Source organism: Aliiroseovarius zhejiangensis (genome assembly GCF_014656375.1).
In the GTDB taxonomy this organism is placed as follows: Bacteria; Pseudomonadota; Alphaproteobacteria; order Rhodobacterales; family Rhodobacteraceae; genus Aliiroseovarius; species Aliiroseovarius zhejiangensis.
On the sequence record NZ_BNCH01000006.1, the window covers coordinates 43,480 to 67,544 of the forward strand.

22 protein-coding genes are annotated in these 24,065 nt (G+C 59.0%); 4 read left to right on the top strand and 18 right to left on the bottom strand.

The features are described from left to right. The 10 genes from IE188_RS13045 to IE188_RS13090 all read right to left on the bottom strand — a co-directional run bounded on the left by IE188_RS13045 (nt 1) and on the right by IE188_RS13090 (nt 10,194). Nucleotides 1–897: an FAD:protein FMN transferase gene (locus tag IE188_RS13045; RefSeq protein ID WP_191286954.1), complete on the bottom strand. Its 897-nt coding sequence runs from the start codon at nt 895–897 to the stop codon at nt 1–3. Continuing rightward, entirely contained in the window at nt 894–1,412 is a 519-nt protein-coding gene (locus IE188_RS13050) for a nitrous oxide reductase accessory protein NosL (RefSeq protein WP_191286955.1), read from the bottom strand. Before IE188_RS13050 ends, IE188_RS13045 begins: the two co-directional genes overlap by 4 nt. Then, a complete protein-coding gene (locus IE188_RS13055) occupies nt 1,409–2,230 on the bottom strand; it encodes an ABC transporter permease (RefSeq protein ID WP_191286956.1) in 822 nt (273 codons plus the stop codon). The genes IE188_RS13050 and IE188_RS13055 overlap by 4 nt, the downstream gene beginning before the upstream one ends. Further along, on the bottom strand, nt 2,227–3,123 hold the full coding sequence (locus IE188_RS13060) for an ABC transporter ATP-binding protein (RefSeq protein WP_191286957.1): 897 nt from the start codon (nt 3,121–3,123) through the stop codon (nt 2,227–2,229). The genes IE188_RS13055 and IE188_RS13060 overlap by 4 nt, the downstream gene beginning before the upstream one ends. Beyond that, a complete protein-coding gene (locus tag IE188_RS13065; protein WP_191286958.1) occupies nt 3,113–4,384 on the bottom strand; it encodes a nitrous oxide reductase family maturation protein NosD in 1,272 nt (423 codons plus the stop codon). The genes IE188_RS13060 and IE188_RS13065 overlap by 11 nt, the downstream gene beginning before the upstream one ends. A 3-nt stretch (nt 4,385–4,387) precedes the next feature. After that, complete coding sequence (gene nosZ / locus IE188_RS13070; RefSeq protein WP_191286959.1) at nt 4,388–6,295, bottom strand: TAT-dependent nitrous-oxide reductase; 1,908 nt, start codon at nt 6,293–6,295, stop codon at nt 4,388–4,390. Nucleotides 6,296–6,319: 24 nt separating this feature from the next. Further along, the gene (locus tag IE188_RS13075; protein WP_191286960.1) at nt 6,320–8,461 is read right to left on the bottom strand and encodes a NosR/NirI family protein; all 2,142 of its coding nucleotides are present in this window, start codon (nt 8,459–8,461) and stop codon (nt 6,320–6,322) included. A 35-nt stretch (nt 8,462–8,496) separates the two neighbouring features. Next, complete coding sequence (locus IE188_RS13080; RefSeq protein WP_191286961.1) at nt 8,497–8,952, bottom strand: DUF2946 family protein; 456 nt, start codon at nt 8,950–8,952, stop codon at nt 8,497–8,499. A 298-nt stretch (nt 8,953–9,250) separates the two neighbouring features. Continuing rightward, the gene (locus IE188_RS13085; protein ID WP_191286962.1) at nt 9,251–9,724 is read right to left on the bottom strand and encodes a glycosyltransferase; all 474 of its coding nucleotides are present in this window, start codon (nt 9,722–9,724) and stop codon (nt 9,251–9,253) included. Further along, nucleotides 9,721–10,194: a glycosyltransferase family protein gene (locus tag IE188_RS13090; RefSeq protein WP_191286963.1), complete on the bottom strand. Its 474-nt coding sequence runs from the start codon at nt 10,192–10,194 to the stop codon at nt 9,721–9,723. The genes IE188_RS13085 and IE188_RS13090 overlap by 4 nt, the downstream gene beginning before the upstream one ends. Nucleotides 10,195–10,332: 138 nt before the next feature. Here IE188_RS13090 and IE188_RS13095 point away from each other — a divergent pair, with 138 nt between their 5' ends. Continuing rightward, nucleotides 10,333–10,998: a rhomboid family intramembrane serine protease gene (locus IE188_RS13095; protein WP_191286964.1), complete on the top strand. Its 666-nt coding sequence runs from the start codon at nt 10,333–10,335 to the stop codon at nt 10,996–10,998. On the opposite strand, the gene IE188_RS13100 is transcribed toward IE188_RS13095, so the two are convergent. The 4 genes from IE188_RS13100 to IE188_RS13115 all read right to left on the bottom strand — a co-directional run bounded on the left by IE188_RS13100 (nt 10,995) and on the right by IE188_RS13115 (nt 15,289). Beyond that, complete coding sequence (locus IE188_RS13100; RefSeq protein ID WP_229836814.1) at nt 10,995–11,861, bottom strand: glycosyltransferase family 2 protein; 867 nt, start codon at nt 11,859–11,861, stop codon at nt 10,995–10,997. The genes IE188_RS13095 and IE188_RS13100 overlap by 4 nt on opposite strands. Continuing rightward, entirely contained in the window at nt 11,848–12,564 is a 717-nt protein-coding gene (locus tag IE188_RS13105) for a CpsD/CapB family tyrosine-protein kinase (RefSeq protein ID WP_191286966.1), read from the bottom strand. Before IE188_RS13105 ends, IE188_RS13100 begins: the two co-directional genes overlap by 14 nt. A gap of 141 nt (nt 12,565–12,705) precedes the next feature. Beyond that, on the bottom strand, nt 12,706–14,247 hold the full coding sequence (locus tag IE188_RS13110; RefSeq protein ID WP_191286967.1) for a GumC family protein: 1,542 nt from the start codon (nt 14,245–14,247) through the stop codon (nt 12,706–12,708). Between the two features lie 94 nt (nt 14,248–14,341). Then, nucleotides 14,342–15,289, bottom strand: coding sequence for an ExeA family protein (locus IE188_RS13115; protein ID WP_191286968.1), 948 nt, complete (start codon nt 15,287–15,289; stop codon nt 14,342–14,344). Nucleotides 15,290–15,827: 538 nt separating this feature from the next. Here IE188_RS13115 and IE188_RS13120 point away from each other — a divergent pair. The 3 genes from IE188_RS13120 to IE188_RS13130 all read left to right on the top strand — a co-directional run bounded on the left by IE188_RS13120 (nt 15,828) and on the right by IE188_RS13130 (nt 18,793). Continuing rightward, complete coding sequence (locus IE188_RS13120) at nt 15,828–16,517, top strand: sugar transferase (protein ID WP_191286969.1); 690 nt, start codon at nt 15,828–15,830, stop codon at nt 16,515–16,517. Between the two features lie 254 nt (nt 16,518–16,771). Beyond that, nucleotides 16,772–17,356: a polysaccharide biosynthesis/export family protein gene (locus IE188_RS13125; RefSeq protein ID WP_191286970.1), complete on the top strand. Its 585-nt coding sequence runs from the start codon at nt 16,772–16,774 to the stop codon at nt 17,354–17,356. A gap of 33 nt (nt 17,357–17,389) precedes the next feature. Continuing rightward, nucleotides 17,390–18,793, top strand: coding sequence for a porin family protein (locus IE188_RS13130; RefSeq protein ID WP_191286971.1), 1,404 nt, complete (start codon nt 17,390–17,392; stop codon nt 18,791–18,793). Between the two features lie 112 nt (nt 18,794–18,905). Here IE188_RS13130 and IE188_RS13135 read toward each other — a convergent pair whose 3' ends face one another. From IE188_RS13135 to IE188_RS13150, 4 genes are all read right to left on the bottom strand, one after another. Next, nucleotides 18,906–20,330 carry an efflux transporter outer membrane subunit gene (locus tag IE188_RS13135; protein WP_191286972.1) on the bottom strand — a complete coding sequence of 475 codons (1,425 nt, stop codon included), beginning with the start codon at nt 20,328–20,330 and terminating at the stop codon, nt 18,906–18,908. Nucleotides 20,331–20,508: 178 nt separating this feature from the next. Continuing rightward, nucleotides 20,509–21,825: an HlyD family type I secretion periplasmic adaptor subunit gene (locus IE188_RS13140; RefSeq protein WP_191286973.1), complete on the bottom strand. Its 1,317-nt coding sequence runs from the start codon at nt 21,823–21,825 to the stop codon at nt 20,509–20,511. 3 nt (nt 21,826–21,828) lie between these two features. Continuing rightward, nucleotides 21,829–23,571, bottom strand: coding sequence for a type I secretion system permease/ATPase (locus tag IE188_RS13145; protein WP_191286974.1), 1,743 nt, complete (start codon nt 23,569–23,571; stop codon nt 21,829–21,831). A gap of 178 nt (nt 23,572–23,749) precedes the next feature. Further along, nucleotides 23,750–23,947, bottom strand: coding sequence for a hypothetical protein (locus IE188_RS13150; RefSeq protein WP_191286975.1), 198 nt, complete (start codon nt 23,945–23,947; stop codon nt 23,750–23,752). Between the last annotated feature and the right edge of the window lie 118 nt (nt 23,948–24,065).

The window sequence follows — 24,065 nt, forward strand, 5'->3', positions numbered from 1 at the left end:
TCAGGCGCGGGTCATAACCTCGACCTTCGCATCGGGGAAGGCGGCGACGATCTCTGCGCCGGTGGCGTCGTCGACCAGGCAAAGGGCCGTGGACAAGCCGTCGGCAATCATCGCGGTCGGGGCCGACACGGCCACCAGGGTCTGCACCGGCTGATCGCCCGTCGGCGACAGGATATGACCCCTCGCGTCACCGATTTCCATCGCAGCCGGGACCGAGGTGGCAACCGCGCGATCTGTGGCCGTCAGGCGATGCACCAAGGTGCCATCGGTCTGGGCAACCCCGATCGACCACGGCCCGTTCGGCCCCTGCCCTTGCGCGGAAATCTCGCCCATATCAACCAGCACGTCGCGCAGGCCCTGCCCGCGCAGAAGCGCCGCGATCCGGTCGGTCACCGCCCCTTGGGCGATCCCGTTCAGGGTCAGCGCGCCGCCTTTCGGCAGCTCGACCCGATGGGCGTCAAAAGCGACGTTCGACCAGCCCACAACCGCTTGCGCCGCTGCGATGGCATCATCACCCGCTTCGTTTGCAATCGCCAGCCACAGCGGCTGCACGGTCGGATCGAACTGTCCGTTGCTGGCCGCATTCAGACTGGCGCAGGCGCTGAGCACATGCAGAAGCTCGGCCGAGGGATCGTCCAGCGAGCCGAAACGGTTCAGGCGCGACAGCTCGGAATTGTCGCGATACAGGCTGAAGATATCCTCAAGCCGGTTCAACTCGGCCTCGACCATGGTGAAGGTGGTGTCGGCCTGGGGTTGAGACACGCCCACAAGCTGCATCGAAACCGGCCCGCCCAAAGCATACCCGGTCCAGCGGGCTACCGATGCCGCAGCGCCGGTCGGAACCGCCAACGCGGCGGCAGAAATGGCCATGAAACGACGGCGGTTCAGGATGCTCATGATGGGGTCTCCAACGTCATGTTCAGGTCGACGGCGCCAAGGGCTGCGTCATCGGGAATAGTGTCCAGTTTGTGTACCTCGCCGCCGTAGTTGGCGATGAAGGCGGCGGCGCCGGCGTCTTCGGCAAATGGCACGATCTCAGGGGCACCCATGCCCCCGGCCACACCCGCGCCCACAACATATATCGCATCCTCGGCCGCGATCCAGTTGCCTTTGCCCGGATCGGCCCAACTTTGCGCAGCACCCATGTCGCTGACATAGATTGCAGTGATATCAGCCTCGCGTTCGGGGCTTTTCAGGTAGGCGACGAGGTCACGCACCTGCGCGAAAAACAACGGTGCTGCGTGGCCGTCCAGGTGGATTTGGCCCTTCGGTCCGCCGTGTTCAAGCACGTTCATCTGGCAGAAATAGCTCAACGCCTGTTCGGTCAGGTCAACAGGCGCGGGGGGGGCTTTCGCCTCTTCCTCGTTGCAGGCGACCAGCGCCAGCAGGCAAAGTGCGATCAGACGTTTCATGGCTCGACCCGTTTGAAGGCGGCGCGCGCCAGTGCGAAGGCCAAAAGCGGCCAGAGGATCAGCGACAAGGGCGCGGCCCATACGGGCAAGGCTTGCGCCGCCCCCACCATGCCAGATGCCATCGCCACGCCGTCAGAGGCCGAGATGTTCCAGACCCGGAACGCATCCGCCGGGTTCGCCACCATCAGCCATGGAAAGATGGAGCGTGTGAAATCTCCGCTTGCGTCCATCACAACCGCGCCCAACAGGCCAAGGTCGTAAAGCACCACAAAAACCAGCCACAGCCCCGCTGAAAGACCCGCCGCCGCAGTCGCGCTGCGCGACAGGGCCGAGACCAGATAGCCAAGCGCCAAAAACACCGCGCCCAGCAGGATCGAGGTGCCGATCAGGCGCGCCAGCGCCATCAGGCTTTCGGGCCCTGCCCCACCGAACCAAGCGGCAATCGCGCCGGCCGAGCCGAACCCGATGGTCATGGCAAAGGCAAGGGCTGCCAGATGGGCGGCGAACTTGCCCAAGAGGATTTCGCCCCGCCCGGCAGGATAGGACAGAAGCAGCGACAGGCTGCCGCGCTCCGCCTCGCCCGCGATGGCGTCAAAGCTGATCATCAAGGCTAGCAGTGGTGCCAAATAGACCGACAGGGTGGTCATCGACGTGACCGAGACCGTCAGCATATCAACCCCCACCGACCCGGTGGGCGCACTGCCCGCGAAGGTCAGCGCAAGGGCGAACAGAAGCATGATGATCGTCGCCATCAACAGCCAGCGGTTGCGGCGCAGGATCAGCATTTCGGTCGCGGCGATGGACAGGAAACGGGTCATTGCGCGCCCTCCTTCGCATAATGTCGATACAGGTCTTCCAGCCGTGGCGGGGTCATCTCGATGTCAGCGACAACATCGCCCATCGCGGCAACGCGGCGCAGCTCTTCCATCTTGCGATCGGGCGGGCACAGGATTTCGACCGCCGCACCGTTGATCCGTGTGCCACCCGTAGCCTGCGCAATCTGTTCGGCATGTTCCCCGGTCGCGCGAATGCGCAAACGCGTGGGCAGGCCCGCCCGCGCCGACAGGTTTGCCAGCGTATCATCGGCCACCTTGATGCCCTTTCGCAAAATGGCGATGCGGTCGGTCTGGGCCTCGACCTCGGTCAGGGCGTGGCTGGCGATCAGGACGGCGGTGCCGCCCGCGGCCAGTTCATCAATGATGGTGTAAAGGTCCTGGCGCGAGATCGGATCAAGTCCGCTGGTCGGTTCGTCCAACAGCGCCACCTTGGGATTGCCCAGAAGCACCTGCGCCAGGCCCAAACGCTGCCGCATCCCCTTGGAATAGGCGCCAATCCGGCGGTCCATCGCATCGCCCAGACCCACACGGTCCAAAAGTCCAGCCACATCGGCCTTCTGCCCATCAAGGCGGGCAAACAGGCGCAACTGTTCGCGCCCCGTCAGTGCTGGATGAAAGCTGACAGCTTCCGGCAAATATGCGGTCGTGCGGCGGGCAACCGCACTTCCGGGCTTCGCGTCTGCGACGCGAATTTGGCCATCCGTGAGTGGTGTGAGGCCGAGTATGAGCTTGATCAGGGTCGATTTTCCGGCCCCGTTGTGACCCAGCAGCGCGACCCGCTCACCGGGCGCAACCCGCAGCGACACGTCGTCCAGAACCGTGGTCTTGCCCCGGTCCTTGCGCACGCTGTCGATGGTCAAAACACTATCCGTCATAAGGCACCTTTTCGCTGGCGGCCGGTTTCACAGGGCGCATTAAGGGGTTCGAGTCAATCACGCCACCGGGCAGAAGTGCTGGGAAAGCCGATTGCGACCACCGCACTAGCTGCACGGCCGGCGACCCAAGAAGCAATTTTGCGGCAGGCTGGGTCCAAAGCACATGGTCCATACTGTCATTGGGACGATATGGCGCATCCGCGATCCCGTCACCGTCTACGTCAAAGGCGGCAAAGTCGCTCCAATAATTGCCGCGCCCGTCTTCGGACCATTCAACCCACTTGGTCGAGACATATTTCACCTGCGTGCGGTTGCCGATAAAGCTGTTGCCGACGATGCGGTTCCGTTCGGACCCGGCGGTGAAGTGAATGCCGATATCGCAGCCCTCAAACCAGTTGTCGGTGAAGGTGTTCTTGTTGGCATTATAAAGGAACGTACAGCGGTCGGCGGCATTCTTGACATAGTTGCCCACGAACTCGCTTTCATTGGCATAATTCAGCATCACGCCATGATCGCGGTCGTTGATCGACACGTTGTTCAGCACCTTCACATGGGTGGTGAACATTACCGCATAGCCAAGGTGGTTCCCGATCGAGACATTTTCCGACACCTCGCTGCGGTCTGCATACATGTAATGCACCGCAAAACGCAGGTCGCGAAACAGGTTCCCCTTGAACAGGTTCTTTTTCGAGGTGTTGACGAAAATTCCATCGCGCCCAAAGCGGATGTCATTGTTCAAGACCTGCGCGCCGGGGGCGTTCCAGACGTAAACCCCATTCCCGCGCGAGTTCATGTGGCGATCCTGCCGGCCTTCAATCGTGTTGCCGCGCACGATGCTGTCCTTCGCACCGTGGATGTCCACGCCGTAAAGATTGCCCAGAATTCTGTTGTTTTCGACAATCGCGCGCCGGGCTGTTTTGGTCAGCTGCACGCCGCTGTCGATGGTTTCGTGGCTGCTGCCAGAGCCCACAAGCTCAAGCCCGCGCACGATGATATCTTCGCCGGTCACAGTAATGACCGATCCGGTGCCACCCGCGTCGATCACGGCCTTGCCGCGTCCGTCCAGCGTGATGGGCCTGTCCAGCACCACGGGGCCGGCATGGCGTCCCGGTGCCAGGATCAGCACATCGCCGGGGGCAGCCCCGGCGATGGCGTTTGCAAGCGCGCCGTCCTCGGCGGGCACGATCCGTTCGGCTGCCGACGCCAAAGGCGCGGCGAGAGCCGTGAAAAGAACCGTCAGAAGAAGGCGCGCGATCTGCATGGTTTAGGCTTTCGGTTTCACCAACATCCGGCCGCGCATCTCCATGTGAAGTGCGTGGCAGAACCACTGGCAGTAATACCAGTAAACGCCCGGCTTCGCAGCGGTGAACGTCACCGACGCCGTACCCTGCGGGGGCAGTTCCATCGCGACGCCGTGGTTGTTCAGCGTAAAGCCGTGGGTCAGGTCGTCGATGTCATCCAGGTTCGTGATGATCACCGTCACCTCGTCGCCCTCGTTCACTTCGAACGATTCAAGCGAGAAGGTCGGCGCCTGGCTGGTCATATAGACCCGCACCTTGTTGCCGTCGCGAATGACCGTGTCCATGTATTCGTCGATATTGACGCCATCGGCTTCGGCCTGTTTGCGGGTCTCGGCCCACATCGGGTCGTTCCGATCCCAGACGTCCACAGGGTTCACGATGTCACGACGCACCAGGATGACGTCATGCGGTTCGGCAAAGGTCGGGCCGTCATGCACAACTTCCATATCATCGGTCGAAATGTCGATGATCTGCTCGTTCTCGGGCTTCAGCGGACCCACGTTCAGGAACCGGTCTTTCGAGAACTTGTTAAGCGAGATCAGCCATTTACCATCCGCATCCTTGGTTTCACCCATCGTGGTGTGGTTGTGGCCCGGCTGATAATGCACATCGACCTTCGAGATGATCGGATCGACATCTTCACCGGCATACGCCTGAACCGCTTTTTCCAGGTCCCATTTCACCATCTGGCTGTCCAGGAACAGGGTGGTATAAGCCATGCCCTTGCCGTCAAACGCGGTGTGTAGCGGCCCAAGACCCAATTCAGGTTCTGCAACCACGCACGAACGCGGATCGGTGCCATCTTCGAAGATCGCATCGACCTTGCGCACGTCAATGACCGAGCATGTCGGCGACAGCTTGCCGTTGATGACGACATAGTTGCCATCGGGCGCGGTGTTACAGCCGTGCGGGCTGTTCGGGATCGGAATATAGCGCGTATATTTCTTGTTCTGACCCTTGCGGCCGTCGATGACCTTGACGCCGTTCATTTCCTCGAAATCACCGTTTTCGATACCTTTTTCGATTTCAGCGATGTTGAAGACAACAACGTGGTCCATCTCATTTTCTGTCATCTCGGCAAGGTTCATACCCATTTCCGAGTTGTACGAGGTCGAGAACGCGAATTTACCTTGATAGTCACAGTCGGTGTTATCAAGGTTGCCCGACACCATGACCTGCCACGCGATTTCCATCGTGTCGCCGTCAAGCGCGGTGAAGAAGTTCACGTATTTTTCCGGCTCGTCCAGGATTGACCCGTCGTTCACGATCGGTGTTTCGTCTTCGCCATTGGCAAACACGTAACCGGTGCGCGGGAATTTCTGCGGACGCAGGCCGTGGATGGCTTTTGCGTTCGGAATTTCCACGATCTTGTCGGTCTTCATCACGTCACAACGAATACGGGCCACACGGGTATTCGCCTTGTCGTTCATGAACAGGTAACGACCGTCATAGGTGCCGTCGGTAAACGACATATGGGGGTGGTGAAGGTCGCCATTGTCGTGGATGCGCTTGCCGTTTGCCTCAAGGAAGGCTTTGGTTTCGGGCAGCATCCCGTCTTCGAAAATCTTCAGGCTTTCGTTGGTCTGACCCCAACCGGTGGCCGAGCAGCGGTTGAACACCGGCACGCGCATCAGTTCGCGCATCGACGGGAAACCAAGGATGCGAAGCTCGCCGGTTTGGCCTGACGACCAGAAGCCGTAGTATTCGTCCAACTCGCCGGGGGCGAGGTTCAGCGCAGACGCAGCCGCGCGTGCAGGCGCAGGCGCCATCGACGAGCCGCCGATGCCAGCGCCGGCGGCAACCGCACCAGTTGCGGCAGCCCCCAACACGCCCCGGCGTGTCATGGAAAGTTTGTTGGTTTCGTCAGTCATGGTCTTTTACCTCCTTCAAGGAACTTATGACGTCTTGGCGTTCGGATGGTTCGCCGGTGGGTTTTTGGGCGGAATGTTCAGATCCGCCGCCCCGATCTTCTCGCGTCGCTTCAGCTTGCGGATCACGACCGGGCATTTGTCGGTCGACTGATACAGAACCTGGCAATGCAGGCAGTCGACACACTCGTTTGGATTGATCTCGCCTGTCGGGTGAATGGCCTGAACGGGGCATTCATTTGCACAGGTCTGACAGGGATTGCCGCATTCCTTGTAGCGTCTCAGCCAGTCGAACATGCGGATACGCGCCGGGATCGCCAGTGCACCGCCAAGCGGGCAGACGTATCGGCAATAGAACCGTTCAACGAACAGGTTCGCGACGATAATCGCGACGGCAAAGACCACGAAAGGCCAGTCGCGCACGAATTTCAGGATGATCGCGGTCTTGAACGGCTCGACCTCGGCGTAATGTTCGGCTGTCGACAGCGACACGATGCTGATGCCAAACAGGCCGAAGAAGATCATGTATTTGATCGGCCACAGGCGTTCGTGCAGGCCCCATGGCAAGGTCCATTGCGGCACCTTGAACGCCCGCGCGATGCGGTTGGTCAGCTCTTGCAACGCGCCGAACGGGCATAGCCAGCCGCAATAAGCCCCACGGCCCCAGAACACCAGAGCGGCGGCGACCGCGAACCACTGGATAAACACCAGCGGGTCCATCAGGAAGGCATCCCAGGTGAAGCCGCTGCGCAGACTATTCACCAGCGCCAGCAGGTTCACCACCGACAGCTGCGCATTGGCATACCAGCCAAGGAAGAACAGCGTGAAGGTCAGGAAGCCCATGCGGAACCAGAAGAACACGCGGGCGTTCACCGTGGCCTGAAACTGGAAGAAGAACGTCGCCGTCAGCACCAGCAACATGGCCCCCAGAATGCCGATTTCGACCGTCTTGTCCTTCCAGATGCGTTTCCACAGTTGCGACTTGGCAGCGGCTTCGTCATCGACATCGTTCAGAACCGGGGCGGGTGCCGCCACGGGCAGCAGATAATCCTGCGGCAGTTTGTAATCCAGATCGAAGGTCAGGAAGGTCTTTTCAACCGCACCCACGGCCCGTTGCACCAGAAGCTGCACGCGGAACGGCGCGGCCGGATCAAAATCCGCCTCCACCGGGATTTTGAACAGGTCGGTTTCGGTGAAACTGGGGCTGTCGGAGGTGGCAAGACCACCCACACGGCGGTGTTGCTTGTCAAAGAACCGCGCCGAGGTATCCCCCTGTATCAGGTGGATACGGTCGAAGATCCCGCCCCGCACATAGCCCGAGCCCTTGAAGCTGTAAGTGCCCCGTCCCATGACCAGAATGGCCTGTTCGCCTTCGTCCAGCCAGTTCAGCATGTTCTGGTACTCAGCCTCGCCCAGCAGGGTCCTGCCAATCGCGGGCACCGAGACCAGCGCCACATGCATGTCGATGAACGTGTCCTCAGGCGCGCCCTTCTCGGGTCGCTTGATGGCGCGCGGGTCGCCGGTTGCCTCGAACGCGGCGTTGATCTGGCCGATATCCAGTGTCATCCGCCGGATCGAGCCGTCACCCGACAAGGTGGTCCAGTCGCTCACCTCGTCCTTCGACATGTCCACTTCGCGCTTCGGCCCGTCTGCCTGCGCCGCCGACAGACCGCCCAGCCCCAGACCCCGCGCCACCTTGATGCCCGCACGCACAAGGCTATCGTCGATCACCATGATCGTCACGGTCGCGCCCGAGATGATGTCCAGATCATGCGCCGTGCCGCCCGCGGCGACCTCGGCCTTCAGGTCAAGGCCGGTGTAGCCTTCGGTGACCTTCACCATCTTGCTTTCGGGAATACCAATCAACACGATCGGTTCCGAGTGCTTGACCAACTTGACGCCCGTCAGCACTGCATCCGTATCAATCGCGGCGACCACATGGATGGGTTTGCCCGAATAGCCCGTCGTGCCCACGAAATCCGAGGTCAGAAATGCGTAAGCTACCGTTTCGCTGCCCTTCAGAACGGGGGCGACCGGCACGTCTTCGCGGATCGGGCCGAACGCGTCGGCGCCTTCGGCAAGATCAGCAGGGGACAGATCGGGAAGGAAATTTGCGAGGCTTTCTGCGTTCGCCTCGCCTGCCACGATCCCGGCAAGGATCACGACCATGGCTCTGAGCCAATTATGAATTGCGCGCTTTACGATCACAGCGCACCTCCGTTTACTTGGATTGACGCCATGATCGCGCTGAATGCGCGGTCAGCTTTATTCTTTGTCGCGGCTGGAGGGCCACGGGTTTCGGGCCAGGCCCGCCGAACCGGAACACCGATGGTCTGAGGTTTCAGCCGCACGATGTCTTCGGCCATCAGAACCGGCATCGCGGGCGGTTCATATGTGCCAACAACCGCAACAAGGGTCGCTGCACACAGCACACAGTCAAAACAATCGTGGCGATCACCGGTCTGATCCGGGGCAGAGGCATCCGACAGATCGACCTGCACATACTCCGTGCCGAAATCCGAACAGATCTCGATCCAGGTGCCTTGGGAGGCATAGCCCATCGACGATGTCAGAAGTTGCAGAACCAGCGCCAGCACAGAAGCCGCCAACACACCATCGCCGGCAGGCCGGCAAACGGCTCCCGCAATGATCTTTGACATCTTCCACACGCGGCGCATCGCCGAATCCCTTCACGCGTTTCAGCCAGAGTTTTGCGGGAGAGAACACCCCGGCTCCTTGATCTAAGTCATGCGAAGACCGGAACCGGGAAACTTTTTACCTGTTGGTCAGACATTATAAAAACTTCCATCCAAAGCAACAGCTTGTTCGGGTTATCACCGAATTGAATGAAATGGGCATCGTAGACAACAAGAGTTGATGGACGGGCGAAACTGTCGCGCAGATGACCGTTTCTGTGGATGGTGCCTCGACCAACGCCGGGGAAACCAAGTTTCTTGTTCAGGCTTCGTAGACAAAATTCCGCAGAAACTGCTGCAAGCGCGTCTTCTCGGGTGTGTCGCGAAAGCTGGCGGGGGTCAGGTCGTTCCGGTTCAACAGTTCAGAAAGCGTGGCGCGGTCATGGGCGATATAGACGCCTTCCTGCCCCTCAAGATGGCGGGCAGTGGCCAGTTGGTGTTCGTTGCGATGTTCGCCCAGTGACGCCTTGCGTGGCATCACGATCACCGGTTTCTCGACCTTCTTGGCCGTCAGGATGGTGCCGATCCCTGCATGACCCACAAGGATGGTCGTGCGTGCGATGATATCGTCATATTCGTCGGGTGTCAGATACGGGGCATGATCGATATGCTTGTAAGACGCCCCCGGGTCAGCAGTCTGGGCAAAGACCTGCAGCGCGTGTTTCCCGGCCAGTTCGTCAATCATCGACACCAGGCGGTCAAACGGCAGTTGGGTGCCGACCGTCACGAAAATCATAACAGCGACCCTTCGTATCGGCCGCCTTCGGCCTGCGCCACACTTTCCCATTGCGACAGCCAAAGGGTTGCGAAGCGTTTGGCCAGCTTGCCGGAGGACGATGCTTCTTCGGCATTTGCGATACTGTCCACCCAGATGGTGCGGCGGCGCATGACCCAACCCAGCACCAGGGCGATCACACCGGGCAAGGCACCAGTGGTGATGATCACGTCCGGGCGCGTCCGCATCAGGACACCGGCCATCTGGATCGTGCAGCGCAGCGCCTTCACCGGCGCATTCTTGTTGCAATCCTGTACAAGCGCGAACCGCTCAAACCCCGACTTTTGCGGCAACCCGTCCAGCGTGGTCACATAGGTCACATCCGCCGGGTCGAACGCCGCGCAGATCTGTCCCAGCTGGTGCCAATGCCCCCCCGCCGATGCGACGGCCAGGATGCGCGGAGCGGAAGGCGATGAAGGTGATAAGGTCATGAAGCCGAAACCCACGCCAGTGGTGCATTGAAAAAGACGATAACTATGCCGCGCTTATAGCAAGTTTTGATCTCTGCCACCAGTCGTCAGAGATATTTGAGCCTTGTGCATCGCCGGGCAAGAGGGCAATCCTGCCTCATGATTGCCCGTCCGCACCTGACCCCACCTGCAAAGGCCCTGATCACGGGTCTGATTGCCGTGAATCTGGGCATCGAAATGGTGCTTCTTTCCGCTGATCTGGGACTGATCGGCACCTCGCAATGGCGGCCACTGGCCTATCAGAACGGCGCGTTCTGGGCTGGGCTTCTGCACAACTGGCGCCCAAATTATCCTGTGCAACCGTGGACGATGTTCGTCACCTATGCGTTTCTGCATGGGGGCATCATGCACCTTCTGGGAAACATGCTGACGCTGTGGCTGATCGCGCGAATGGTGATCCTGCGCGCGGGCGTGAAGGGATTTGTGCTGATCTATCTGCTGTCAGCAATCGGGGGCGCCGCCTTGTTCGGCGCCCTGACCTTGTCGGCACGGCCGATGGTGGGGGCGTCGGGGGCGCTGTTCGGGTTGGTGGGGGCGATCCTATACTGGCGATGGTCGGATCGGAGACGGCGGCGGCTTGATCAGTGGCCGGTCTTGAAAACCGTCCTGATCCTTGGCGTTCTGAACCTGCTTTTGTGGTTGGTAATGGGCGGTCTGCTGGCATGGGAAACCCATCTGGGCGGTTTCATCGCCGGATGGTTGGCGGCGGCCATACTCGCCCGGATACGTCGAAAACGCCGCGCACATGGCAGGGCGGCCAGCTAGATCTCGTACCCCATGGCCTGTTTGAGCATCCAGAACATGCGCTGAACGCGCAGCCGGAACAGGGTGCCCACAGCGCGCAATTTTTCACCCCAACCGCTCAGCTTGTCGCTATGTAGAACCTTTGGCGTGTGGACGATCGCGCTGACCGGCATCGCCAGCGCCCGCAAGGTCCACTTCAACCGGTCGCGCGGCGTGTTCCCGTTCACGCCAAACAGTTCCTGCGTCAGGCGACGCCATTTGTGCTGTAAGGCTGCCCAATCGGACCGAGAGGGATGGCTGACAACCAGATCCTCGCGATAGATCAGGTCATAGCCCTTCGATACGGCCCGCGTGCTCCAATCCAGATCTTCCGAGACACCGCCACGGAACCCGCCGACATCTTCAAAAACCTCGCGGGTCGTGACCAGATTGCCAGACCCGGTAAAGCCCTGAACCTCAATATAATTCTGGAAGTTGAAGGCAAACACGGCCTCGAACGCCTCGGCGCCGCTGCGCGGCGGCGGGGTTTCGTCGAACACATCGACCCGCCCGCCGATCAGGTCGGCCAAGGGCGCAACCTCGTGCGCCTTAGCAACCCAATCATCGGCGGCCACGCAGTCGGCGTCGATGAAGAACAAAAGGGGCGCATCGGTTTCCGCCACACCGCGGTTGCGCGCAGCGGCCGCGCCCTTCTCGGTCTCGGTCACGAAACGGACATCCCGAAACCGGGCCTGCACATCGGTCAGGGGTGCGGTCGAATTGTTGTCGACCACCAACACCTCGACCCGAGACAGATCGTTGCGCGTCAAGGCCGTCAGGCAACGTGCCAGCCGGTCCGGGTCGTTGTAGTGGGGGATGATGATGGCAGCGTCAGGCGTAGCCATATCCGTATCCGTAAGCCCCATCAGTGTAATGGCTTTTGTTCAGAACAATGCCCATCACATTGGTCAGCTCCGACAACTGGCGCTCGGCAATATCCACCTGTTCGACGGTCGAGCGTTCGGCTTCGGCCAGCAACAGGGCGCAATCAACATTGCCCAAAAACCCGAAATTGTCATCGGTGCCAATCAGTGGCGGCATGTCCAGAATCATGATGCCCGGCTCATAGTCTTCCTGAAGCTCGTCCAGAACGACTCGTGTCTGACTGCTTTGCAATATTTCCGAGGCATTCTCGACGACTCCGCTGTTCAATCCCACCGCAACGTTTTCACCATATCGGCGACCGTGTTCCGCAAAGCTCTTCTGACCCTTCAGCACGAGACCCATATTGCCGTCGCACTGCAGACCCAGCACTTTGGCCAGCCCCTGCCGTCGCAAATCGAGGTCAAGAAACAAAGTGCGCAGATCCGATTGACGCCCAAAACTGAAGATCAGGTTGGCCGCGGTGGTTGTTTTTCCGCAGGCACTGTGCGGCGAAACCAGTGCAATCCGCTTCCAGCCATTGCTGGCAGCCTGCTGCAAGATCCGTGTGCGCAGCATGTCAAACGGACCAGCAGCCGCACCACCATTCAGCGACACCAACCGGTTTTTCTGAGCCAATGATGCAGACACCTCGAACGGCTCCAGTTCTGCCCAGGCTTCAGACATGGCAACCGTTGGTTTTGCCGATCTGTCCTGCGCGCGTGGTCTTGGGGACTTCCCATCTCGTTGTCTGCGTGCCTTTTCGATGGCGGCTTGTAATTTTTCCATCGTATCAGATCCCCTTGGAACAGTTGTTCTTTCCCATCCTCACCAGCGCACACCAATCTTGTCCATGATCCGTTCAGCCAACAAATCAAGCGGTTGATATAAAGTATGCACCGCATAAACGGCGAAAGGAACGCCCAACAATATGACAATCACACCAAGAATGCGCAGCCTGCGACGACGTGCATTTTCACCGGTCGTGGTGATGTATGGAATGGTCGCCAACGGTGCGATACCAAGCTTGGACACAAGATCCTCGGGACGACGGATGGATTTGTTCAGAAACTCCAACAGAACGATCAAACCGATACCGGCCAGAACGCCGAAGATGCTGCCGCCACCCGCAATCAATGTCCGGTTTGGTTTGCTGGGGCCGCTTGGAACCGCAGGGGGGTCAATAACCGATATCCGCTGACCGCGAGACATGACCTCGATCCGCTCACCGGTACTGGCGCGCGACAGGCGGTCAACGGCAGTGTTGTATTGCAACTGCAGGTTCTCATAATCCAACTGAAGCTCGTCCAGGCGGATCGCATTTGTCGGAGTACGCTCGATCGATTTGGTTAACTGTTCCAACTGTTGCGTGGTGTTCTTTTTCTCTTCTTCCAGGATGTTCTGGCGCGCCGAGATCTCGGACAACTGAACATCCAGAAGCGAGTTTCCCGTCAAGGGTTGGGCATTTTCTTCCGGCGGCAAAGATTGAAGTGTCTTTTCCAAAGCGGCCACCCGAGCCCGAAGCATTTTCACGCGCGGGTTTTCTTCTGAATATACGGCAAGCGCGTTGTTCAGTGCAGCGCGCATTTCATCCAATTGCTGCTGCTCGGGGGACAAGGCGGGGCCGGCCAGACCGCCAACCTGTCCTGTGGTTTCAAAGATGCGTACAAGCCGACGGCGTTGCTCCTCCAGGCTGACGGTTTCACGCTCCAATTGCGCAAGACGCTCCTGCAAGAGTGACTGCTGACCCAGCCGATAGTCCAGGCTTTCAGGAAGCGCGCCGACATTTTCTGTTTTGAATTCTAATATCCGCGCGCTGCTTTCCGCAAGCTCTTGATTAAGCCGTGATACTTCCTGCTTGAAGAAATCAAGCGTCTGCGACGCACGCCCGGTGCGCGATTGCACATCTTCTTTCTGGATCAGAGTCAGGTATTCATTCAGGACACCCGCTGCTTTTTGCCCTGACGACGCCTCAAAACTGATCGACATAAGCGCCGCCTGATCGCGCCCGGCAGAGCTGCGGATCGACGTTCGCGACCGCATTGCCTGCGCGATGCGGTCAGGAGACAGCTCACTCTGGTTTTCGAGCACTTGGAACTTGTTGGCGATCTCAAGAAGGTTGGCGCGAGTCATTAGCTTTTGCTCAACCACCTGCAGTTGCTCCTGCGCTGGTGTACGGGCAGTAGAGGCGGCCAGTTCATCAGGGATTTGCGGCGATTCCACGATCAGCGTCATCTGCGAAACGAAAGCCGGCGGCAAGGAAATCGCCATAATGACAGATGCGGCAGAAATAACGGTGGCAACTGCCAGGAAATAGGGAAGTCGTCGTATGAATATGGATCGGTAATATCTTAAGTTCGTTGCTGTCATTTATTTCGTTCCTTGCCTCAACACTATCACGTTTGGACATATGAACGCGTTATGTGATTGAGGTTCGTAGTATGTTTTTTTACTTCTATCGAAGCTAACCCGTTTTCTTGCTCTGAGTGTCGACCCGCCGCCCCGCGCGCAAGAACAACGGGCGGGTCAGGTCATCTTGTCGTTCGTTCACATCCCTCTCCCCGCCTGCTTCGTCGTCCATCACATTGCTGGCAAAGAACACGCCGTCCTCCAGCACGCTTCGTACGGATTTCACCGATACACGCTTGTGGTTGCTGCTCCAGGCATACAGCAAGGACAGTTCGCACAGCTGATTGACCAGACGCGGGATGCCCTTGGTGGCGGTAAAGACCTCGGCGCACGCCAGTGGCGTGATTTCGCGCCCTGACCCACCGGCCACCTTCAGACGGTGTTTGATATAGGCCCGCACGGTCGGCTCATCCATCCCCTCAAGGTGAAAACTGGCCGCCACCCGCTGTGCCAACTGGCGCATACCGGGGCTGAGCACGATGCCTTTGAGTTCTGGCTGACCGACCAGAATCAGCTGGATCAGTTCATCCTTGTTGGCGTTGATGTTGGTCAACATCCGCATCTCTTCCAGCCCTTCGCTGGACAGGTTCTGCGCCTCGTCGATGATCAGGACGACCCGGCGGCCTTCGGCATATTCCTTGACGATGCTTTCCTGAAATCGCTGAAACAGCGTCACATAGCTTTCCGACGGTTCAAACGGAATGGACAGCGCGTTCATCACCCATTGCAACAACTCGCCCCGGTCGCCCTGCACATTCGACAACAAGCCAACGCGCACGCTGTCGTCCATCTGGCTCAGCAGTTTCTGCACAAGAGTCGTCTTGCCCGATCCGATTTCGCCGGTAATCAGTGTGATCGGTGCACGCGACAGCACGCCAAACTCCAGCACGGCATACGCACGCTTGTGCTGCTTGGACCAGAACAGAAAGCTCGGGTCGGGCACCAGTGTAAAGGGCCGTTCGGTCAACCCGAAATGCCCAGTATAGAGTTCGTTGGAATCCATATTCCTATCTGACTTTCCGGTCCAATATCATAAAGGCTAATGCGAAGTTGTGGCTAAAAAATGTCAGTGCTTGATGGCTTTCTTGCATATCCTGGGTCGCACTACAAACTTCAAGCGGCACAATGTCTGCTTTTGGCGTGTTTCGACCTCAGATGCCCGCCAGGGTTCGGGAAAAAGAGAATCAAAGGCCCCGATCCAGCGCAGAGTCGGTGAAATGATGGAAGTGACAGATCAATAAAAAAGAAAAGCATTCGTCATTGGGCGCTCAGACGAAACAATATTCCGCCCAGCGAAAGGAAGAGAATGCTTGTAAAATTGTAAGTTACCAAATACTTAAAGGATGAATCCGCAAGGTAGGCGGAAATGTGCTACAAATTGGGCAACAATGTGTTAATGTTTCTGCGGGGTAAATTAAGCCGAAAGGCAATTTAAGCTAATCGGCGGATTCGCAAGCTGCTAGGCCTGCTAGACATAGAGAGTATTTCATCTCGTGGGTTTCCCGTGTCAGGCTGCTGCATTTTTTGAGGTGTAAGGAAAAATGACGACTCATTTTAAGGACTTTTCAAGTGCCGACACCAAGTTGGTGAAGCGCCAAACCTTCCACGTAGCTGATTCTTCCGTTCGTCCGTATCGTGATCGGTTCAAGCGCCTGTTTGACATTGCCTTTGTCATTGCTGCGGCACCGATTGCCATTCCGCTTATCGGGATCATGCTGCTTCTGGCGGCGCTTGATGGCGGCAAACCGTTTTATCGCCAGCGCCGCGTCGGCAAGAATGGTCGCATCTACAAGATGGTCAAGATCCGCACCATGGTCATGAATGCAGACCAGAGGCTTGAGGCTTATCTGGAAAGCAATCCCGAGGCCCGCGCCGAATGGGACAGCACCCAGAAACTGAAAAACGACCCGCGGATCACAAACATCGGTCGGTTCCTGCGCAAATCGTCGATGGACGAACTGCCGCAACTTTGGAATGTGCTGATGGGTGAAATGTCGATCGTCGGCCCGCGCCCGATGATGGAAGACCAGAAAAGCCTGTATCCGGGTGCTGCCTACTATGCGATGCGTCCCGGCATCACAGGACCCTGGCAGGTGTCGGATCGCAACGAGACAACCTTCGCCCAACGCGCAACCTTCGACACCAAGTATTACTATGATCTGACGTTTAAGAAAGACATCGAAATCCTGGGGAAGACCGTGGGTGTCGTACTGCGTTGCACGGGATACTGAAGCTCTCTGCTGATTCGCACAGACAGCGCCGGACCTTTCGAGTCTGGCGCTTTTTCTTTGTTTTCCTGATCCGTCCGGCTATCCGATGCAGCCCCGAAACGGCTCGATTTTGTTGCTTTGACCGCAAGTGCCACAATTGGGGTGCATATTCGCGACATATCCGTCTGAAGGCAGGACAATCGGTTTTTACCGTTTGATTACAAACCGGACCGGGTTATTCTTTAATTCGCCTTTTCGTCGCTAGGGGATTTACGATGCTAAAACAAATTTTGACGCTTCTTGCTGCTGTATGCGCGTTCGGCCTTGTCACGGCGAACGGTGCATTGGCTCAGAATGGGTATAAAATCCGCTCAGGCGATACTCTGAACATTGAGGTGGTCGAGGATGCAAATCTGAACCGCTCGGTCCTGGTGCTGCCTGATGGCTCGATCAGCTTTCCGTTCGCCGATGGAGTGCGCGCCGCTGGTCGGACAACCGGGCAAGTTGCCAGCGCTCTGGCCAATGCGATGGCATCCAACTTCGCCTCCACGCCTAATGTTTATGTTTCCGTCGGCCAATTGGCGGAACGCACGATCGCCGCTCCAGCCGCTATTGCAACATATGATATCTATGTCGCGGGTGAAGTTAACAATCCGGGCAAGCTGGATGGCACCCGCGGCATGACGGTGCTGCAAGCCATTGCACAAGGGGGTGGTCTGACCCGCTTTGCCGCCGCGAAACGTATACAGGTGCGTCGTGGCAGCGCGATTTATGGCTATAACTATCACACCAACGCAGGCAACATCCGCCTGCAAGAAGGCGACGTGATCATCGTGCCGCAGCGCAAACTTTTCGAGTAAGCGCGCCGGCCTAAAACGAGCAGAGGAAAACAGGTGGGACACAAAAAAAAGATAGCCACCCTCCTGGCTGGAACCAGCCTTGTTGCAACCGGGTTGGTTCCCGCCACAGGTCAGGATGCTGGCGCCGACGCGGCGGCCCAAGGCTTTGCATTGACCCTTGGGATCGAATCCACTCTTCGGGTCAATGACAATCTCAGTTTCAGCGATCCATCCCCGGGCACGTCAACCCTATGGGACAACACCGTGAGGTTCGGGCTGCTGAGCGAGACGGGTGTTGCGCGGTTCAGTGCTGATCTGGCTGGAACCATCCGGACCGCTGCATTTCCCGGACAATCGACCGACACAACCTTTGACGATCCGTCCATCGTACTTGGGTATCAGTTGGAAAGCGCCGACAGCCTGCTTGAAGCCGAACTGAGCTACCGACAGGTGTCGCTGCAATTCGAAGATCCGTTGGCAGGTATTGATGAACTGATTGAAGACGGGCTTGAGCCTGACGATCTCGTTCCCTCAGACGGTGTGCGCGGTAACTACGGCGCGTTGGTTTCTTTCGAAACGGGGCGCACTGCTCCTTTCGGATTCGGTACAGTTCTGGAATACGACAAAACCGAATACTGGGATACGACGGATCCGGGCAACTATGACGATGAAACCACGGCGGCTGAAATCTTCGCCCGTTTGCAGTTTTCGCCCGTGATGGAGGGCCGCATTGCGCTGGACTGGGAACAGTATGACGCAATGAACGCGGTCCGCACCTCGCGCCGTACTGTTGGGGCCACCGCCAGCTTGACTTACGAGATCGACCCGATCACTCGTGTGACCGCAAGTCTGGGCTATTCCGAGATCGAGGAAACGAACCTAATTGGAACGACACTGCAAGACGGCGTGACCGGCGGTCTTTCCGTGACACGCGATTTTCCTCGTGGAAACATCACCGCAGAATACACAACTGACATCAGCACCACCGGTCGTCGTGACACAATCGAAGTGCAGGGTGAACTTGAAACACCAGGCGGATCAATCACCGCAGGTGTCGGAGCGACACGGTCGAATGCCGGCGATGTAAACTGGATCGGAAGTCTGGGTTATAACAACGAACTGGCTTTCGGTATAGTCAATGCCTCGCTCGAACGCAGCTATGACACCTCGGACGGCGGGGTCGAAAACCGCTCGACCACCGCGTCGCTCGGTTTTGACACAGATGTCTCGCCCAATGCCTCTTTGGGGTTTGAATTGGACTATGCAGAAGTGACAAATGTCGCAACCGGTGCCACCACATCCGTATCTGGTTTCCGCGCCACCTATAATCGTGACCTGACGGCAAATTGGGATATGATCGCAGGCTACGAGTATCGCAAGCGTCGGCAACCGGGTGACACTGACCGTGAAAGCAACGAGTTGTTCGTCACGTTGGAACGCGAATTTAGCATTCGCTGATCCGCCCCTGTCGCGCAATTCCCGCTTGGTGACATATTCACAAAGGAGAACCCACCCGGGCGCCATCGCCGGGTGGGTTTTTTGAACACGCGCCCGATGGGCGCGGACGCTGTCAGTTGGTCACTGAGCTGGCTGACTTCACCTCGACCACGGTCTCTTCCTCAACCTCACCGACCTGGCTTCCCGCCCCCAAAGCGATGTTCAGGCGCACATAGTTGCGGGCCAGAAGGCGCAGGTTGTCGGCAAGGGCGGTGTCGGCATCAGCGATCCGTTCCTCGGCGCTGATCAGGTCGCGGATGGTGGCGCCTTCGCGTGTCAGAAGCTCTTGCGTCAGGTCGCGGGCTTCGCGGTTCAGACGCACGCGGCGTTGTGATTCCACAACGGCGTTTCGGCTGCCCTGATAGGCGGCAAGGGCGCTCTCGACCTCGCTCACCGAGCGCAGGACGGCGGATTGCCAACCAGCATAGGCCTGACGGGCGACGGATTGTCGAGCAGCGACACGCGATTTGTCCGCTTTCATCGGCAAGGACGGCAGATTCAAGGTAGGCCCGATGGAATATTCCAGCCCATCCGCCCCGCTGGTCGCGCCATAGCCAATCATGCCGCTCAGCGACAGCGACGGGTACATATCGGCCCGCGCAATGCCGACATTCGTGACGGCTTCGTAATAACTGCGTTCGGCGATTTTCATATCAGGCCGATTGCGCAGAATGTCCGCGGGAACGCCGGTTTTCAGGGTTTTCGACGGGCGGGGCTGACTGGCATTGCCATCCAGACTGACACCCAGCCGACCGGGGGCGACACCGGTCAGAACCGCGATCTCGGCCTTGCCCGCGCGGATGGCGGCAATCAGGGCCGGGATCTGCGTCTGGGTTTCGGCGACCAGGGCTTCGGTCTGGACCACATCAAGCTTGGTGGCTGCACGCTGGTCGAACAACTGCTTGGTCTGCGTGACAGCATTGCGGCGCGAGGCAAGCTGCTGGCGCCGCAAATTCAGCAATCGCTGATTATAGCGCAGGTCCACATAGGCATTGGCCAGGTTCAGCAACACGGTCAGACGGGCGGCGTCCTCTTCGGCATCCGCAATGTCAATCCGCGCACCGGCGGCCTGAACCTGCTGACGGCGCAACCCATAGGGGTCAAGCAGCCAGTCCAGGTTCAGTCGTGCGTTGCTGCTGTGGCGCGCCGTGCCGCCGGGAGGTTGCGCATAACGATGCGTCGCCGTGGGTGTTGCGGTCAGCAAACCGGGGATCGTGTCGCGGTTTGCGCGTGCCTCGACCACTTTTTCGCGGGCGATCTCAAGGTCGTAATTCCCGGCCAGCGCCCGTTCGACCAATGTGTTCAGGACCGGATCCTTGAACCCCATCCACCAAGTGTCATCCGCCAAAGGCACCGGAACCGCCTGCGACGAAACACTGGAATAGGATTTGGCGAACTTGAAGAAGGGGAGTTTGTACGGTTCATCGGTCGCACACCCGGACAGCCCCATCGTGGCCACCAGAACGCACCCCAGGACCGGCGCTTTACGCCTGCTCATTTGTTTCATTTTGCTACCCGTCTGCCTCGTCAGTCGTCTGTGCGACTGTTGTATTTACGGTTGTTATTGGAGGCAGACTGGCACAGAACCCTGTTTTCACCAAGAAATACTGCGTTTTTCGCCAAACTGCGAGTGAGACATGACCAAAAAACCACAACCAGCGAGGCGGCGCTTTCGCCTATCCTTCCCGGAAAGCGCGTCTTAACTGCTGTAGCAGCGGCTCGGCCAGATAGGTCAGAACCGACCGTTCGCCGGTTTGCAGGAACGCCTCGACCGGCATGCCGGGGATCAGTTCGACATCGCCCAGGCGGGTGATTTCCTCGGCGGGCAGGGTCAGGTCGATGCGGAAATAGGATTGCCCGGTCTGCGGATCTTCGACCGATGTGGGCGATATCCCCGCCACCGTCCCGAAGAGTTCAGGCGTGGTGCGCTGGTTGAACGCCGGAAAAATCACCTTTGCGACCTGCCCGACAAACACCTGATCAATCGAGCGCGGATCGACCTGCAGTTTGAACTCGACCCCGTCAGACAGCGGCACGATCTGGGTGATCGTCGCCTCGGGCGCCACCACGCCCCCTTCGGTCGTGGCCTGCAATTCATGCACGATCCCGTCGGTCGGGGCCAGAATGTCGATCCGCTCCAACTGCTTCTGGACGGTTACGATCTGCAGGGTCAGCTCTTCCCGTTCGGCGGTCGTGTCGCGCAATTCGGTCACCACCTGTTCCTTGAACTCGCGATCGGCTTGCAGGATCTCAAGTTCGGTATCGCGGATCGAGTTGTGTATCCGCGCCAGTTCCGACTGGTGTTCGGCAATCTGCCCCAAAAGCGAGGATTCGCGCCCCTGCAATTCCAGCAATTCACTTTCGCGCACCAGCCCCTGTTCGCTCAGCCCCTGTTTGGTTTCGCGTTCCTGACTGACATAGGCCAACTGTTCCTGCTTGGCACTGATCAGCGCCTCGACACCCGAGATCTGGTTGCCGAACTGCTTGATCCGCTCGGCCAGTTGCTCCTTGCGGCCGCTCAGCACTTCGCGCCGGGCCACGAAAATCTCGCGCTGGCCTTTGAAATGCTGGGTCAGGTCGATGCCATCCAGATAGGGGCTGTCGATATTGAAGACGGGGGCGTCAAGTTCCTGATACTCGGCATCCAGACGCGCCTCGCGGGTGATGACCTCGGACAGGCGGTTGCGATAGATTTCAAGGTTGATCTGTAACAGGCTGGGGTCCAGCCTGAGCAGCACATCGCCCTTGCGCACCACATCACCATCCCGGACCAGAATTTCCTGCACCACGCCGCCATCCAGGCTTTGCACCTTCTTGGGCAGCCCCCGCACAACCACCTTGCCCGGCGCAATCACCGCCCCGGTGATCAGCGTCGTGGACATCCAGACAAAGACTGACACCAGCAGCGCCAGCGAGGCCAGCGCACCCAGATAGGCGGGGGCGGCCAGCCCGGTCTTGATCGGGCTTTGGAGATCGGATGCAGGTTTCGCCATCGCTTATACCTCGAACACGGAACTGGGGGCGGCGGTTGGACGGGGGGGTGCTGCATGTTGCAACACTTCTTCCTTCATTCCGAAACGGCCCACCCGGCCTTCGTGCAGGATCAGGATCTTGTTCACCGCCTGAATGACGCTGGGGCGATGCGCCATCACCAGAACGGTGCACCCCTTCCGGCGCATCCCGATCACCGCATTGGCCAGTGCCTCGTCGCCCTTGGCATCAAGGTTCGAGTTCGGCTCGTCCAGAACCAACAGGCGTGGGCTGCCATAAAGGGCGCGCGCCAGACCCAACCGCTGTGTCTGCCCGCCGGACAGGGGCTGTTCCGTGGTGCCCACATAGGTCGCATAGCCCTGCGGCATTTTCAGGATCATGTCATGAACGCCCGCAATCTGCGCGGCTTCGATCACATCTTCGTCGCGGGCGGCAGGGTCGAAGCGGGCGATGTTTTCGGCAATCGTGCCTGGCAGCATCTCGACCCGTTGCGGCAGGTATCCGATATGGCGCCCCAGATCCTTGTTCTGCCACTGGTTTAGGGTCGCGCCGTCCAGACGCACCTCGCCATGGTCCGGTTGCCACAGCCCCACAAGCAGGCGGGCCAGGCTGGACTTGCCCGCCGCGCTGCTGCCGACCACACCCAGCCCGTCGCCCGGCTCCAGCTCGAAACTGACGCGTTCCAGAATGCGGGGCCGGTCGCTGACCAGAGAGTTCTTGGGCGTCAGCTTGGTGACATTCTTCACCACCAGATGCCCCTTGGGGTCAGGCAGGTCAAATCCGGCTTGCGGATCGGGAATGTAATCCATCGCCTCTTTCAACCGCCGATGCGCGTCACCTGCCCGCCCGATGCTGCGCCAATGACCGATCACCTGATCAACGGGCGCCAACGCGCGCCCCGCCACGATCGAGGTCGCAATGATCATCCCCGGCGAGATTTCCTGACGAAGCGCTAGAAAAGCCCCGACGGTCAGCAATGTGGACTGCAACAGCAGGCGAAAGGATTTCGAGAAGGCCGCGACCACCTCGGACCGGTCGCCGCCGGTTTGGGAATGACCCAGACTTGTTTGATGCAGCCCGCGCCAACGATCCGTGACCTTGTCCAACATACCAAGTGCCATCACCGCTTCGGCGTTGCGGCGCGCGCGTTCCACAAAGGACCGTTCGACCCCTTCGCTTGTGCCCGCATTCTTGATCGGCCCCCGCGAGGCGAAACGGTTGATCACCGCCGCGATGATCACGATCAGCGCCCCGCCCACCGTCAGCCACCCCAACCAGGGATGGATGAAGAACACCACCGCCAGGAAAATCGGGATCCACGGCAGATCGAACAGGCCCAGAATCGCCGGGCTGGCCAGAAACGCACGGATCACACCCAGATCCTGCACCGGGTTGTAATGTTCCTTGTTGTCGACGAAGCCCGAGCGCAGCCAGAAGCCGAACGTATCCGCGCCCACCGCCTGATCCATCCGGTAACTGGCCCGCGACAACAGGCGCGCGCGCAGAAACTCATAGACGCCCAGAAAGGCGTAAAGGATTACGACAATCACAAACAGGCCCTGCAACGTGGCCACCGACCCGCTGGACAAGACGCGGTCATAGACTTGCAGCATGTAAAGCGGCCCGGTCAGCATCAACAGGTTGATTGCGGCGCTGAACAGACCGACCGTCAGAAACGCCCGACGCAGGCGCGAAAGCTCTTTCTTATAGGGGTTTTTCTTGGGTTTCGCAGAAAACTGTTCTGACAATCACTTATCCCCATGGGTGCCTGCATCGAATATGCGCTTAGTTTGTGCAGATGTGGATGCTGATGCAAGGACCGAAGGCGCATCGGGCCAATTTAGTCCGCGCGCGACGCAAAACCGCGCCACGATGCATCCGGGCGCGGGTCAGCAGGTCAGAGAGGTTTCGATCAGGTGCTTCCGGTCAGCCTTGCGGCTCCTCCGGGTCGGTCAGGATGTGATCGCGGATCAGGCGCAACATGGCGATGCTGACAAGGGCCGAGAATGTGCCAACCGAGCTATAAAACCAAAGCGCCATCCAGATCGAATAGCCGTTCAGCAGCGCGACGATCGCCGTGCCAAGCCCGACAAGCATTCCAAGACCAAGAACACCGATTACCATTTCCATCTCCCGTCCGTGCGATCACGCAGGGTTTCAGTTCTACGGCTCCGCCACCACCACCCTGTGGTAGATTCGTGGCACAAGTAAGGCGCGAGCGCGCCATTATTCAGGGTTGTAA